Genomic DNA, 13,742 nt, shown 5'->3' on the forward strand with positions numbered 1-13,742 from the left:
AGTCATCCCTTATACAATGCGAAACGCATCCACCAGCACGCATCGACGCAGCCGCACAAAGGTACGCGCGCTGGTCACGCCTTCGCCGGTTGGCGTGGTGATGGTCATGGTGGTCCAGCCTTCTCCGCCCAATCCAAGCCCGGCAATGCACGGCCCGTTTTTGACGAAAATGCTGGTGTCGATGGCGTTCGCCATCTGGTTCATGTTGTCGATATTGCGCGAGTGCATCGCCGCCGTATGGTGGCAACCGCCTTCAAGTTGTACCGCCAGGGCGATGGCTTCTTCGACGTTGGCGACCCGCACCACCGGCAGTACCGGCATCATCATTTCAGTGACGGCAAACGGATGGTTAGCGGGCGTTTCCACAAACAGCAGGCGCGTTTGATCCGGGACGTTCAGGCCGATGGCTGCGGCGATCTTGCCCGCGTCACGACCGACCCAGTCACGGCTGACGGTGCCTTTACCGCGTTCATCGATATTCTTCAGTAGCACCGGCTGGAGCTGTTCGGCCTGAGCGGCGGTCAGTTTCACCGCGTGCTGACCTTCCATCAGACGCATCAGCTCGTCGGCGACGCTATCCACCACAATCAGCACTTTTTCGTCGGCGCAGATGATGTTGTTATCAAACGACGCGCCTTTGACGATGGATTGTGCAGCGCGCGGCAGGTCGGCGGTCTCATCCACCACCACCGGGGGATTGCCGGCACCAGCGGCAATCAGGCGTTTATTAGTATGTTTGCGCGCCGCGTCCACCACCGCTTCGCCGCCAGTCACCACCAGCAGGCCAATACCGGGATACTTGAACAGCCGCTGGGCGGTTTCGATATCCGGGTTCGCCACGGTGACCAGCAAATTTTCCGGGCCACCGGCGGCGACCACCGCCTGATTGAGGAGGGTGATTGCCCGCTGAGAGACCTTTTTCGCCGCCGGATGCGGGGCAAACACGACGCTGTTGCCTGCGGCAATCAGGCTGATGGCGTTATTAATCACCGTCGCCGCCGGATTGGTGGACGGCGTGACCGAGGCCACCACGCCCCACGGCGCATTTTCAATCAGCGTCAGGCCGTTATCGCCGGTCAGCACCTGCGGAGATAAACACTCGACGCCCGGCGTGCCGCGCGCCTGCGCCACGTTTTTAGCAAATTTATCGTCAACGCGTCCCATGCCGGTTTCGCTGACGGCAAGTTCCGCTAATTCTCGGGCGTGTTTTTCGCCCGCTTCGCGAATGGCATGAATGGCAAGCTGGCGCATCGCCACGCTCTTCAGCCCCTGCTGGGCCCGTTTTGCTGCCGCCACTGCGTCATCCAGGGAGGCAAAAACGCCCATCTCATGAACAGTGCTGTCCGGCTGGCTGCTGTCTTTCATTTTCAGCAGTACCGCTTTCACCACCTGTTCAATATCCTGTTGATTCATGATGTTCAGTCCTATTTATGGAAAACCACTTTCCCGCCAGCCACCACTTCATCGACGATGCCAATGACGCACAGATCGACCGGTGATAATTCGCTGCGATGCGCCTGGCGTGCGGAACTGCCGCTGACCAGCAGTACCCACTCTCCGGTTCCCGCCCCGATACTGTCGATAGCGACGGCACACTGCCCGTCGGGGTTGCCCTGGGCATCGATCATTTCCACCATCAGCAATTTGTCATGCGCCAGTCCCTGATGGCGGACGGTACATACGATTTGTCCTGTGACGACTGCCAGTTTCATATCCGCCTCCATGGATTGCCCGTTGGGTCGTAGGCCTTGAATCTGCGCACCATCAGGCAATGGCGCGCATTCATGCCGGATGGCGACGCTGCGCGTCTTATCCGGCCTACCATCAAATGTTGCTGTCGCCTTTGAAGCTGATCGGGAACACTTCTTCCAGATCGCCGTGCGGGCGTGGAATCACGTGTACGGAGACCAGCTCGCCAATGCGCTGCGCCGCAGCGGCGCCAGCATCGGTTGCGGCTTTGCACGCCGCCACGTCGCCACGTACCATGGCCGTACACAGGCCACCGCCAATCTGCTTCACGCCGACCAGCTTCACGCGTGCGGCTTTTACCATCGCATCTGAGGCCTCAATCAGCGCAACCAGGCCCCGGGTTTCAATCATTCCTAATGCTTCCATCGTGTTTTCCTCTCATTAAAGGGGTCCAGAACGGGACCGTTCATTCAACCAGTGTGTGTAAGCTGCGTTCGCGGCTCACGTCAGCCTGGCGCGGCACGGCTGCCACCAACGCCAGTTCGATAATTTCCTGCACGCTACAGCCTCGGGAGAGGTCGTGAAGCGGCGCGGCAAGCCCCTGAATTAGCGGCCCAACAGCGCGATAGCCTCCCAGACGCTGAGCGATTTTGTAGCCAATATTGCCCGCCTCCAACGACGGGAAAATCATCACGTTGGCGCGGCCTTGCAGCGGGCTGTCAGGCGCTTTTTGCGCGGCGACCTCCGGGACGAAAGCGGCGTCAAACTGCAATTCACCGTCCACAAGCAGTTGCGGCGCACGTTCGCGAACGAGCTCTGTCGCCTGCTGCACGTTGGCAACATTGGGGTGACGGGCGCTGCCGTTGCTTGAAAATGACAGCATCGCCACGCGCGGCTCTTCGCCGGTAATAGCCCGCCAGGTGTCGGCGCTGGCGATAGCGATATCCGCCAGCTGCGCCGCCGTCGGCTGCGGCACTACGCTGCAATCGGCGAACCCTAATGCCGGACCGGCATACTGCGGCAGCATCAGGAAAATAGACGACAATGTTTTGCACCCGGGTTGCAGGCCAATCACCCGCAGCCCTGCGCGCAGCACATTCGCCGTTGACGACAGGTTGCCTGCGATACACACATCAGCCTCACCGGCGCTCACCATGGCGGCAGCGAACATCAGCGGGTCGCTAAGCTTTTCCACTGCGTCCGGCGGCGTTTTTTCTCCGGCACGGGCAAGCCAGCGTTGCGCAAAACGCTGGCGCATACTCAGGTTGCTGTGTGGGTCGATGACCTGAATGCCATCCATCGCCATACGATGACTCAGGGCAAACTGACGCAGCGCAAACGGGCTGGCGACCAGAACGGGGCGAGCCAAACCGTACTGTTGCAGGTAATGCGCCGCTTTCAGCACGCGTTCGTCCAGCGCATCGGGAAAGACGACTCTGGCGGGGGCGCGTACCGCCAGTTCGCGGGCGCGTTCAATGATCATGGCTTCTCTCCCAACCGTTGTTGAATTTGGGCGACCGTCAGCGGATGTTTCGCCACGCTCAAAATCATCATCACGTAAACCGTGCTGGAGAGACGGTTCAGCGCCTGTAAAATGTCCGGGCGCAAGACCTCAAAACTACGGGTAATAAACACTTGTGCGGCGAGGGTTTCCGTTTCGCGGACCTTGGTTCGCAGGAGATTAAGCAGCGCCGCATCGCGACCGTGGCTGGCCTCCGGCACCAGGTGATCGTGGTCGAGATAGCGCAGCGGCTGGTGGGAAAGCCGATGCAGCTCATCCTCGTTCAGCCCGACGATAGACTGCGCCGCCAGCGGTTCATCTATAGCGTCGGCGCGCATAATGTTGCCCAGCCGCGAACGGATATCGAAAAGCCACGGCTGCCAGGGTTCCGCCAGTTCGATTTGTAGCCACACGGTCAGCGCGATGGCGCTGTCGAGCGCGGCGCGAAAGCCGAGGCGCGGGTCGCTTTTGGCGACCATTTTGTCCGCCGTCAGATGGGTCAGCGTATCGGGCTTTTTCACCACCGGCTGGCGGCACAGTTCACAGCAGGCCTGTGGGTGCGTATCGCTACTGGTTAAGCCATGTACCGGCTGCGGCTGCTGTTCGTCATCATCAACAAACAGCCGGCCTTGCTGATCCAGAAACTTAATGCGCAGGCGGCGGCTTTCCAGCAGTTCCCGGGCCGAGGGCGTCAGTCGTGCATCAGCGGGCAGATGGATTTCCGATCCTTCGCTGAGCGTATGATTCGCTCTGAGCCACGTTTCGGTGATGAAATCGTTCATACGGATTGCCAGTTCGCAGGCCAGGCGACGTACAGAAAGCGCACGGACGTTGGCGTGCCAAATTCAATGCTGGAGCCTTTAGGGATGAACATGACATCTCCGGCTTTGGCAATCATGGTTTCGCCTTCATGGCGTACGTGCAGTTCGCCCTCCAGCACCATGTCGATTTCGTCGTAGTTCAGCGTCCACGGGAAAAAGGCGTTGTCCCACTGCATAAACCCGGCGGCCATGCTGCTGCCGTCCTGCTCTGTAACCAGATCGGTTAAGCCGACGCAGTGCGGTTCGGCGCCGTCGAAGCGGCCAAATTTCACGCTGCTGCCGTTAATGACTTTCACGCCGCCTTTACCCGTGACGGAGGTAAAGCTCGGCTGCATCGTCCCCAGTTCCAGCGACTGCTTTTCCTTCAGCACTTTTTCCATCAGCTGCGCCACCAGGCTTTCAGTAAACTGCCCTTCCGGGAGCTGCGCGATGATGGCTTCCCGAATGCGCTGGCTTTCGCTTTTACACGCCTGCGCCGATGTGGATGCCGGGACGGACTCGTCGCATTCGGTAATCGTGAAGCCCAGTAGTTCCGCCACTTCGCGAGCCTCCGGGGTAATAATGCTGGCGCGCAGCACTACCGACATCGCCTGTTCGCCGCGGGCGTGGGCCGCACGAATATCGTTAGCTGTGATAAGTTTTTTCACCTGCCTCTTCCTCCTGTTCACTGAGAGCCGCCAGATAATCCACCAACTGCCGCACGCTTTGCGGGTCGTGGCCGTTGAGCTCGAAAATCGGCTCCCGGAATCCAATCTCGCAAAGCAACTGCCGCGTAGCGGCGACGTCGGCATCCGGCATGTCCGTTTTGCTGATAACGGCGATATGTCGTTTACGGGTTCCAACATCCAATAACCCGGCAGGTAAGCGACTTTCTTTATCGTTTGCCGCGTGGACATAAATCAGCGTGTCCACATCCTGCAACGTGGTAATTAAGGCGTGATACCAACGGGGATGGCTAAAATATTCACCCGGCGTATCGATATCGCCATGGTCATTAAATTCCACGGCCTGCGTTTTTCTGGCGAGGGAATAATTTCCCCGTAACGCGTTAAAAAGCGTTGTCTTTCCGGCACCGACCGCGCCGACAAAAGCAATACGTTTCATTACCGCCACCAATTAACTTTTTGTTAACTCACACAGGGTAAAGTTTAATAATCGCCCCAGCCCGCTGACCGTCTGTAATAGCGCTTCTTCTACTGCGCCGACGGTGCCATAAATCACCAGCGCGCCGCTAAATCTGTCGAGAAAACCGATGTGTACATCCGCAGCCTTCATCGCTAAATCGCCAGCGATCATGGCCGTTTCCCCCGGCGTTAAGGTCATAATGCCAATCGCGCCGGCATCGGGAACGCCGATCTTTTTCGCCAGTTCTTCACCAGGGTGCGCAATGAGATGCGCCAGCGTGACCTGTTTGCCCGGCACAAATTCCTGAATAATGCGTTCTTTATTCATTGCTCACCATCTCCACTGAAACTGCCGTCATCGTGGCAATTTTTTGTCGGAGTAAATAACAAAATTCGGCAAGGTGATGTAAAAGGTGAGGTAGATCACTAAGAGAAAGAAAATAAAAGGGACTTCTGTCGAAGGTGTTACCGATAAATATCGTGGTGCATCACATTTTCAGGCGTCATTCTGAATTTAAGCTTATTCCGCAATAAATACCCACCGGCTATTCTTTGTATTACTACTATTGATAAAAATAATGCGTATCACGCGATTTGTGCATAGTACAGATTCAGTGAAATAAGTAGGGGTAACGCAATAGGTTCCAGAATATCCCCACCCGAGCCTTTCATGCCATGGCGAAGCCCAACGGCGCATAAAAAAAGCGCAGGAGAACCTGCGCCAGAAGAGAGAGTAATGTGTTATTAAAGCGGCGTGGTTTGCGCTTCAACTACCGCTAACGCCACCATATTCACGATACGGCGTACAGAGGCGATCGGCGTTAATACATGTACCGGTTTAGACACGCCCATCAGGACCGGGCCGACCGTGACGCCTTCGGAACTGGAGACGCGTAGTAAGTTGTAACTAATGCGGGCGGCTTCCATATTCGGCATCACCAGAATATTGGCGGCTCCCTTCAGCGGGCTATCCGGCATCCGGTCATTACGAATACTTTCCACCAACGCCGCATCACCGTGCATCTCACCGTCAATCATCAGATCGGGCGCTCGTTCGCGTACCCGCTCAAGGGTTTCGCGCATTTTGCTGGCGGACAGCGAATTTGAGGAACCAAAGTTAGAGTGCGACAACAGCGCGACTTTCGGCTCAATACCAAAGCGGCGAACGGTTTCCGCCGCCATTACGGCGATCTCCGCCAACTGTTCCGGCGTGGGATCTTCGTTAACATAAGTATCGGCAATAAAAGTGTTGCCGCTTGGCAGCAGTAAGGCGTTCATCGCCCCTGCCGTATGCACGCCGTCACGGTAGCCAAAGACGGCTTTCACTACGCTGAAATGCTCATGGTAGTCGCCGATAGTGCCGCAGATCATCGCATCCGCTTCCCCACGCTGCACCATGATCGCGCCAATGGCCGTATGGTTGCCGATCATCGCACGCTGCGCCTGTTCCTGAGTTACCCCGCGACGCTTCATGATCTGGTAATACTCGCTCCAGTACTCTTTGAAGCGCGGATCGGATTCATTATTCACGATCTCGAAATCAACGCCCGCTTTGATCTGTAGCCCCAGTTTCTGGATACGCATTTCGATCACGCTCGGACGTCCGATCAGGATGGGTTTCGCCAGCCCCAGGGTGATCAACTCCTGGGTTGCGTGCAGCACGCGCGCCTCTTCCCCTTCCGGCAGCACTACACGCTTCGGATCTTTGCGTGCCTGCGAGAAGATCGGCTTCATGAACAGGTTGGTTTTGTAGACAAACTCGGTCAGTTTATCGATATAGGCATCAAAGTCAGCAATCGGGCGCGTCGCCACGCCGGAATCCATTGCCGCTTTCGCGACCGCCGGAGCGATTTTGACAATCAGACGCGGGTCAAACGGTTTCGGAATAATGTATTCCGGCCCAAAGCTCAGGTCCTGATCGCCATAGGCCGAGGCCACCACTTCGCTCTGTTCGGCGTGCGCCAGCTCAGCAATCGCACGGACCGCCGCCAGTTTCATCTCTTCGTTGATCGCCGTCGCGCCGACGTCCAGTGCGCCGCGGAAGATAAACGGGAAGCACAATACGTTGTTCACCTGGTTCGGATAGTCGGAACGACCGGTACAGATAATGGCGTCCGGGCGCACTTCTTTCGCCAGCGGCGGCAGAATTTCCGGTTCCGGGTTAGCCAGCGCCAGAATCATTGGCGCGCGGGCCATTTTCTTCACCATCTCCTGAGTCAGCACTTTCGGGCCTGAACAGCCGAGGAAAATATCCGCGCCGTCAATGACCTCATCCAGCGTGCGCTTGCCGCTGTCGTCTACCGCATAGGCCGCTTTGGTCTCCGCCATATTCGGCTCACGGCCTTTGTAAATAACGCCCTTAGAGTCGCACACCACGATGTTGTGCTTTTGCATCCCCAACGCGACCAGCAGGTTCATACAAGCGATTGCCGCCGCCCCTGCGCCGGAGACGACCATCCGCACGTCGGAAATATTTTTCTCTACGACTCGCAGGCCATTAAGAATGGCGGCAGTACTGATGATCGCCGTTCCGTGCTGATCGTCATGGAAAACCGGGATGTTCATGCGCTCGCGCAGTTTCTGTTCAATATAGAAACATTCCGGCGCTTTAATGTCTTCGAGGTTAATGCCGCCAAAGGTCGGCTCCAGCGCTGCGACCACATTGATAAATTTGTCCGGATCAAGCTCATCGACTTCAATGTCAAACACATCGATGCCGGCGAATTTTTTAAACAGAACGCCTTTGCCTTCCATGACCGGCTTGCCGGCCAGCGCGCCAATGTTGCCTAACCCCAGCACCGCTGTACCGTTGGAAATGACCGCGACAAGGTTGCCGCGCGCGGTGTATTTGTAGGCTGCCAGCGGATCTTTTTCGATTTCCAGGCAGGGCGCCGCCACGCCTGGCGAGTAAGCCAACGCCAGATCGCGTTGGGTGGCAAGGGGCTTAGTCGGAGAAACCTGAATTTTACCGGGTACCGGAAATTCGTGGAAATCAAGGGCGCTTTGTTTTAACTGCTCATCCATCTTGTTGTTCCTTTCACGTATCGTTCAAAAAGTGACGCGGCCTGGTGCGCCGCACATTATCACCGTACTGCGCAACACAAACTTTGAAGGTCTGCAAACTATCACGACGCGGCGCAAGAGTTTGTTATCAACTTATAACGGTCATGTTACCTGCTTATACCAGCAATACCATGCCTGTCTGCTATGCTTTTTGGTTATGTAGTGTATCAATCTTTCAGAAGTGTGAATCAACACACTCATCTAACACTTTACTTTTCAAGGAGTATTTCCTATGAACCAGCTAGACGGCATCAAACAATTCACTACCGTCGTCGCCGACAGCGGCGACATCGAGTCCATCCGCCACTACCAGCCGCAGGATGCCACGACAAATCCCTCTTTACTGCTGAAAGCCGCCGGGCTTGAGCAGTATGGTCATTTGATTGAGGATGCGATTGCCTGGGGAAAAAAACACGGCGGTACGCAGGAACAGCAGGTTGCAGCAGCCAGCGATAAGCTGGCGGTCAATTTTGGCGCGGAAATACTGAAAAGTATTCCCGGTCGCGTCTCCACTGAAGTCGACGCGCGGTTATCATTCGATAAAGAAAAAAGTATCGAGAAAGCGCGCCATCTGGTGGATCTCTACCAGCAGCAGGGTATTGATAAATCGCGCATTCTGATCAAGCTCGCCGCAACCTGGGAAGGTATCCGCGCCGCCGGGCAGCTCGAAAAAGAGGGCATTAATTGCAACCTGACGTTGTTGTTCTCTTTTGCCCAGGCGCGCGCCTGCGCCGAAGCGGGCGTCTATTTGATCTCTCCGTTCGTGGGCCGAATTTACGACTGGTATCAGGCGCGTAGTCCGCTGGAGCCGTATGTCGTGGAGGAAGATCCCGGCGTGAAATCGGTACGCAATATCTACGATTACTTTAAACAGCATCGCTATGAAACCATCGTGATGGGCGCAAGTTTCCGCCGTACTGAGCAAATCCTCGCGCTAACCGGCTGCGATCGACTGACTATCTCCCCTAATCTGCTTAAAGAGCTGAAAGAAAAAGAAGAACCGGTGATCCGTAAACTGGTGCCTTCCTCGCAGATGTTCCACCGTCCTACGCCAATGACGGAAGCGGAGTTCCGCTGGGAACATAATCAGGACGCGATGGCCGTAGAGAAGCTGTCGGAAGGTATCCGTCTTTTTGCTGTTGACCAGCGCAAACTGGAAGACCTGCTTGCCGCCAAACTATAAACCTTGCATGGAGTGATTTATGTCCCGTAAAGACCTTGCCAATGCGATTCGTGCGCTGAGCATGGATGCCGTTCAAAAAGCCAATTCCGGGCACCCCGGCGCGCCGATGGGGATGGCGGATATCGCTGAAGTGCTATGGAACGATTTTCTTAAACATAACCCCACCGATCCGACCTGGTATGACCGTGATCGTTTTATCCTTTCCAACGGTCACGCCTCCATGCTGCTCTATAGTCTGCTGCATTTAACCGGTTATGACCTGCCGCTGGAGGAGCTAAAAAACTTCCGTCAACTGCACTCCAAAACGCCAGGTCACCCGGAGATTGGCTATACGCCCGGCGTTGAAACCACCACCGGACCGCTGGGCCAGGGGCTGGCGAATGCCGTCGGGCTGGCGATTGCCGAGCGTACGTTAGGCGCACAGTTCAACCGGCCGGACCACGAGATTGTCGACCACTACACCTATGTCTTTATGGGCGACGGCTGTCTGATGGAGGGGATCTCGCATGAGGTGTGTTCGCTGGCTGGTACGCTGGGACTGGGCAAACTGATCGGCTTTTACGATCACAACGGCATCTCCATTGATGGCGAAACCGAAGGCTGGTTTACCGACGATACCGCCAAACGTTTTGAAGCCTACCACTGGCATGTCGTGCATGACATTGACGGGCACGATCCGGAAGCGGTGAAAAAAGCCATTCTCGAAGCCCAGAGTGTAAAAGATAAACCTTCGCTAATTATCTGTCGGACGGTGATAGGTTTTGGCTCGCCGAATAAAGCCGGGAAGGAGGAGTCGCACGGCGCGGCGCTGGGCGAAGAAGAGGTGGCGCTGACCCGCCAGAAGCTGGGATGGCATCATCCGGCGTTTGAGATCCCAAAAGAGATTTACCGCGCGTGGGATGGCCGTGAAAAAGGCGAGAAAGCGCAGCAGCAGTGGCAGGAAAAGTTTGCTGCTTATGAGAAGGCTTATCCTGAGCTGGCCGCAGAGTTTACCCGCCGGATGAGCGGCGGACTGCCGGAGACATGGGAATCCGCCACGCAAAAATTTATTAACGACTTGCAGGCTAATCCGGCCAAAATCGCCACCCGTAAAGCATCGCAAAATACGCTCAATGCCTACGGTCCCCTGTTGCCGGAACTGTTGGGCGGATCGGCGGATCTGGCACCGAGCAACCTGACTATCTGGAAAGGTTCGACCTCGTTGAAAGAGGATCCGGCAGGTAATTACATCCACTATGGCGTGCGCGAATTCGGCATGACCGCCATTGCCAACGGCATCGCCCACCACGGCGGCTTTGTACCGTATACCGCCACGTTTCTGATGTTTGTCGAATATGCGCGTAACGCGGCGCGTATGGCGGCCTTAATGAAAGCCCGGCAGATTATGGTCTATACCCACGACTCCATCGGTTTGGGCGAAGATGGCCCGACGCACCAGGCCGTGGAACAACTGGCGGGCCTGCGCTTAACGCCTAACTTCAGCACCTGGCGTCCCTGCGATCAGGTTGAGGCGGCGGTCGGCTGGAAGCTGGCCATTGAACGTCAGCACGGGCCGACGGCGTTGATTCTCTCGCGGCAGAATCTGGCGCAGGTGGAACGCACGCCGGAACAGGTGAAAGCAATTGCTCGCGGCGGTTATATTCTGAAGGATAGCGGCGGCAAGCCGGATATCATTCTGATCGCTACCGGATCGGAAATGGAAATTACCCTCCAGGCGGCGGAAAAATTGACTGGCGAGGGGCATAACGTTCGCGTGGTGTCGTTGCCTTCAACGGATATTTTCGATGCGCAGGACGAGGCATATCGCGAATCAGTGCTACCGGCGCACGTGACCGCCCGCGTCGCGGTGGAAGCCGGTATAGCCGACTACTGGTATAAATATGTTGGCCTAAAAGGCGCAATTATCGGCATGACGGGATACGGTGAATCCGCCCCGGCTGACAAACTGTTCCCGTATTTTGGCTTTACCGTGGAAAATATTGTAGAAAAAGCCCGCCGGGTGCTGAACATCAAAGGCTAAGGCGAGCGTTAGCAACACAGACTTTGCGCAGTCTGCAGACCTGTTCTGTAGGCTGTGCAAAATTACTTCGTAGACTCAGGCGCATCTGACTGCCCGATGACGACCTCATCAATGGATTTATGGCACATCAGGCAAAAGGCCTTTTTTTTATGCGCCTGCAATGTTGAATCCCACGCCGCTGATCCGCCTTCTTTATTCACTTTTTCTCTTATCGCCGCCAGCCGATCTATTTCATAATAAGCGCTCAGGCAGCCACAATGGGGGCATAATACGGGGCCATTATTTATTTTCATACTATTTCCTGCTGTGGTGAGGCTATCGGGTAAAATAACAATCCTACCGTAACGTAGCAATCTCTATACCATAAATGAAACCTCAATAGGTGTATCCCTATTCTGAAAAGGGGGATAACAACCAGGATTCAACGCGTGATCCACAGCGTAGGCCAGGCATCCGGCCCGTGCCAGTTATCGCAGCTCGGTTCTTCGGCATAACGTACCAGACGAAAACGATCGCCATCATAACGCCAGCGCGTCTGGATACCACAGTCGGTTAACCCCCGCCCTTTCGCCAACGTCACCAGCTCGCGCGTTTTCTCGTCAAAGAAGGCGTTCATCAACTCCATGTCATTACTTTCGACGCCGCGATTAAACGGCAGCCGCAAACGTACGGCGCGCGAGGCGAGCGTTTTTTTGCGTGAAACTACCCAGGCGAGATCAATAGTGTTATAGGCGCCGGCTTCGCAGTTAACAATCAATAACGCTTTATCATCCGTCAACGCGCTGACCTGCGTCTCGCGACGCAGCGGGTCAAGCGAACAGCGAATGCCGTTTACCCGCCATGCTGCGTAGTCCAGCAGATCGTCGCGTTCTTCCTCACTCAGCGGTACGGGCGTTGGATTAATCACGGCGATCCCCTTTAATGCCGGTGCCGGGGGCACGCTGAGCGGCGGTTCGTTTCCTTTTTCAATCCAGGCGGTTTCGCTGCCCACACGTTTTTGTTGCGCGTCGATAAACAGTAATGCCGCTTTTAATCCCGCCAGCGAAAGCGTCTGAACGCCGTTTTTTAAGGTGATAGCTTGCGCATCCTGAATCGTCTGTAAAAATGCGGTGATGGTGGCAGGATCGCCGGTCATGAGGTGCCAGGGCGACACGCGCCAGTGTGGACTGTTGAACGAAAGCGGTTTGCCATCCAGCAATAAGCGAGGCGCAATTGCGGCTTCTTTAGCGTCGGGCGGCGCCAAACCGCCGCGGTCGATACGCAGTACCGCATCGGTACGCGCCCCGGCGCTGCGGCTTAATGTCATCACCAGCCCATGATGTTCGCCAGTATTGCGCGCTACGCAAAAATTTTGGTTATTGCAGGTGACCTGCCAGTCGGAAAAAGTCCGTTGCGCTGGCGCAGCCCACAGTAGCTGGACCGGCAACAGGCCAAACAGACAAAAAAGAATAACGCGGTAGCGCATGAACGGAACAACCCCAGATTCAGAACAACACAGCTAAGGCGGTATCTTCCTTGCGCGCCTCAGGGTTCTCAATCAGATTTATCGGATTGGTCTTTTTTGTGTAAAGAAATATATTTCTTTTTTTTCAGTCCATTAGATGAGATGTCTGTAAATAGTTAAGCAATAACACGGTCTTACCGTCCCGAATCTCGCCTGAGCGCACCATTTCCAGCGCCCGGGAAAACGGCAGTTCAAGCACCTCAATCTCTTCGTCCTCCACGCCGCCGCCGATGCTGGCACGCTCGCTATCATGATATTCGGCAATGAAGAAATGAATCAGCTCCGTGACGCCGCCTGGCGACATATAAAGCTCAAATATCTTGCGTACCTCACCAACGTCATACCCTGTCTCTTCAATGGCCTCTTTACGGATACAGACCTCCGGCTCGTCGTTATCAAGCAGGCCAGCGCAGGTTTCAATTAACATACCGTCTTGATTACCGTTGACCCATGTCGCCACGCGAAACTGACGAACCAGAACCACGGTTTTTTTAGTTGAGTTGTAAAGCAGAATGGTTGCGCCATTCCCGCGATCGTAAACCTCACGCTTGTGACGGATAACCTCGCCATTACGACGGGTCAGGTCATAGGTAATGTTGCGCAGAGTGAAATAATTATCAGAAAGAATTTTATCCTTAATAAGCGTAATGGTTTGCGACATGCTGGCTCCAGGGTGTAAAAAGAGCATTAATATTACGCCGTGAGGCCGGTTTTGTCTGCTGAAGGGTTAATCCTTAATGCCAACTGAACGGACGTACAGCCATATTTTTCTGTCACTGCCATGACCATATTCTGCTTCTCCGGGCCGCAGAGTCCATGCTCGCGATATGATTTGAC

Annotated in this window: 14 protein-coding genes; 2 read left to right on the top strand and 12 right to left on the bottom strand. The window is 55.5% G+C overall.

Going from position 1 to position 13,742, the window contains the following annotated elements; all coding sequences use genetic code 11:
* Positions 1-9: 9 nt before the first annotated feature.
* From J4614_RS17790 to maeB, 9 genes are all read right to left on the bottom strand, one after another.
* Positions 10-1,413 (bottom strand): aldehyde dehydrogenase family protein, encoded by a 1,404-nt coding sequence (locus tag J4614_RS17790; RefSeq protein WP_001075649.1) that lies wholly within the window; start codon positions 1,411-1,413, stop codon positions 10-12.
* 11 nt (positions 1,414-1,424) lie between these two features.
* On the bottom strand, positions 1,425-1,712 hold the full coding sequence (gene eutN / locus J4614_RS17795; RefSeq protein WP_001522340.1) for an ethanolamine utilization microcompartment protein EutN: 288 nt from the start codon (positions 1,710-1,712) through the stop codon (positions 1,425-1,427).
* A gap of 112 nt (positions 1,713-1,824) precedes the next feature.
* Positions 1,825-2,115: an ethanolamine utilization microcompartment protein EutM gene (gene eutM, locus J4614_RS17800; RefSeq protein ID WP_000387716.1), complete on the bottom strand. Its 291-nt coding sequence runs from the start codon at positions 2,113-2,115 to the stop codon at positions 1,825-1,827.
* Positions 2,116-2,155: 40 nt separating this feature from the next.
* A complete protein-coding gene (gene pta / locus J4614_RS17805; protein WP_000582927.1) occupies positions 2,156-3,172 on the bottom strand; it encodes a phosphate acetyltransferase in 1,017 nt (338 codons plus the stop codon).
* On the bottom strand, positions 3,169-3,972 hold the full coding sequence (gene eutT, locus J4614_RS17810; RefSeq protein WP_000997661.1) for an ethanolamine utilization cob(I)yrinic acid a,c-diamide adenosyltransferase EutT: 804 nt from the start codon (positions 3,970-3,972) through the stop codon (positions 3,169-3,171). Before eutT ends, pta begins: the two co-directional genes overlap by 4 nt.
* Entirely contained in the window at positions 3,969-4,658 is a 690-nt protein-coding gene (eutQ, locus tag J4614_RS17815) for an ethanolamine utilization acetate kinase EutQ (protein WP_000733869.1), read from the bottom strand. The genes eutT and eutQ overlap by 4 nt, the downstream gene beginning before the upstream one ends.
* On the bottom strand, positions 4,636-5,115 hold the full coding sequence (gene eutP, locus J4614_RS17820; RefSeq protein ID WP_000820751.1) for an ethanolamine utilization acetate kinase EutP: 480 nt from the start codon (positions 5,113-5,115) through the stop codon (positions 4,636-4,638). The genes eutQ and eutP overlap by 23 nt, the downstream gene beginning before the upstream one ends.
* 12 nt (positions 5,116-5,127) lie before the next feature.
* On the bottom strand, positions 5,128-5,463 hold the full coding sequence (eutS, locus tag J4614_RS17825) for an ethanolamine utilization microcompartment protein EutS (RefSeq protein ID WP_001031445.1): 336 nt from the start codon (positions 5,461-5,463) through the stop codon (positions 5,128-5,130).
* A gap of 416 nt (positions 5,464-5,879) precedes the next feature.
* On the bottom strand, positions 5,880-8,159 hold the full coding sequence (gene maeB, locus J4614_RS17830) for an NADP-dependent oxaloacetate-decarboxylating malate dehydrogenase (protein WP_000344299.1): 2,280 nt from the start codon (positions 8,157-8,159) through the stop codon (positions 5,880-5,882).
* A 271-nt stretch (positions 8,160-8,430) separates the two neighbouring features.
* Between maeB and tal the strand changes: the two genes are divergently transcribed.
* Positions 8,431-9,381 (top strand): transaldolase, encoded by a 951-nt coding sequence (gene tal / locus J4614_RS17835; protein WP_001072443.1) that lies wholly within the window; start codon positions 8,431-8,433, stop codon positions 9,379-9,381.
* A gap of 19 nt (positions 9,382-9,400) precedes the next feature.
* Complete coding sequence (gene tkt / locus J4614_RS17840) at positions 9,401-11,401, top strand: transketolase (protein WP_000087328.1); 2,001 nt, start codon at positions 9,401-9,403, stop codon at positions 11,399-11,401.
* 62 nt (positions 11,402-11,463) lie between these two features.
* Here tkt and J4614_RS17845 read toward each other — a convergent pair whose 3' ends face one another.
* The 3 genes from J4614_RS17845 to nudK all read right to left on the bottom strand — a co-directional run bounded on the left by J4614_RS17845 (position 11,464) and on the right by nudK (position 13,566).
* Positions 11,464-11,694 carry a hypothetical protein gene (locus J4614_RS17845; RefSeq protein WP_000700635.1) on the bottom strand — a complete coding sequence of 77 codons (231 nt, stop codon included), beginning with the start codon at positions 11,692-11,694 and terminating at the stop codon, positions 11,464-11,466.
* A 128-nt stretch (positions 11,695-11,822) separates the two neighbouring features.
* Positions 11,823-12,866 carry a DUF1176 domain-containing protein gene (locus J4614_RS17850; RefSeq protein WP_001270668.1) on the bottom strand — a complete coding sequence of 348 codons (1,044 nt, stop codon included), beginning with the start codon at positions 12,864-12,866 and terminating at the stop codon, positions 11,823-11,825.
* Positions 12,867-12,990: 124 nt separating this feature from the next.
* Positions 12,991-13,566, bottom strand: coding sequence for a GDP-mannose pyrophosphatase NudK (gene nudK, locus J4614_RS17855; protein WP_000084037.1), 576 nt, complete (start codon positions 13,564-13,566; stop codon positions 12,991-12,993).
* Positions 13,567-13,742 lie beyond the last annotated feature (176 nt).

Origin of the sequence: Salmonella sp. 32031103-2018-00083-FB-01-SM-01 (assembly GCF_017571995.1) — a bacterium.
GTDB classification, from domain to species: Bacteria; Pseudomonadota; Gammaproteobacteria; order Enterobacterales; family Enterobacteriaceae; genus Salmonella; species Salmonella enterica.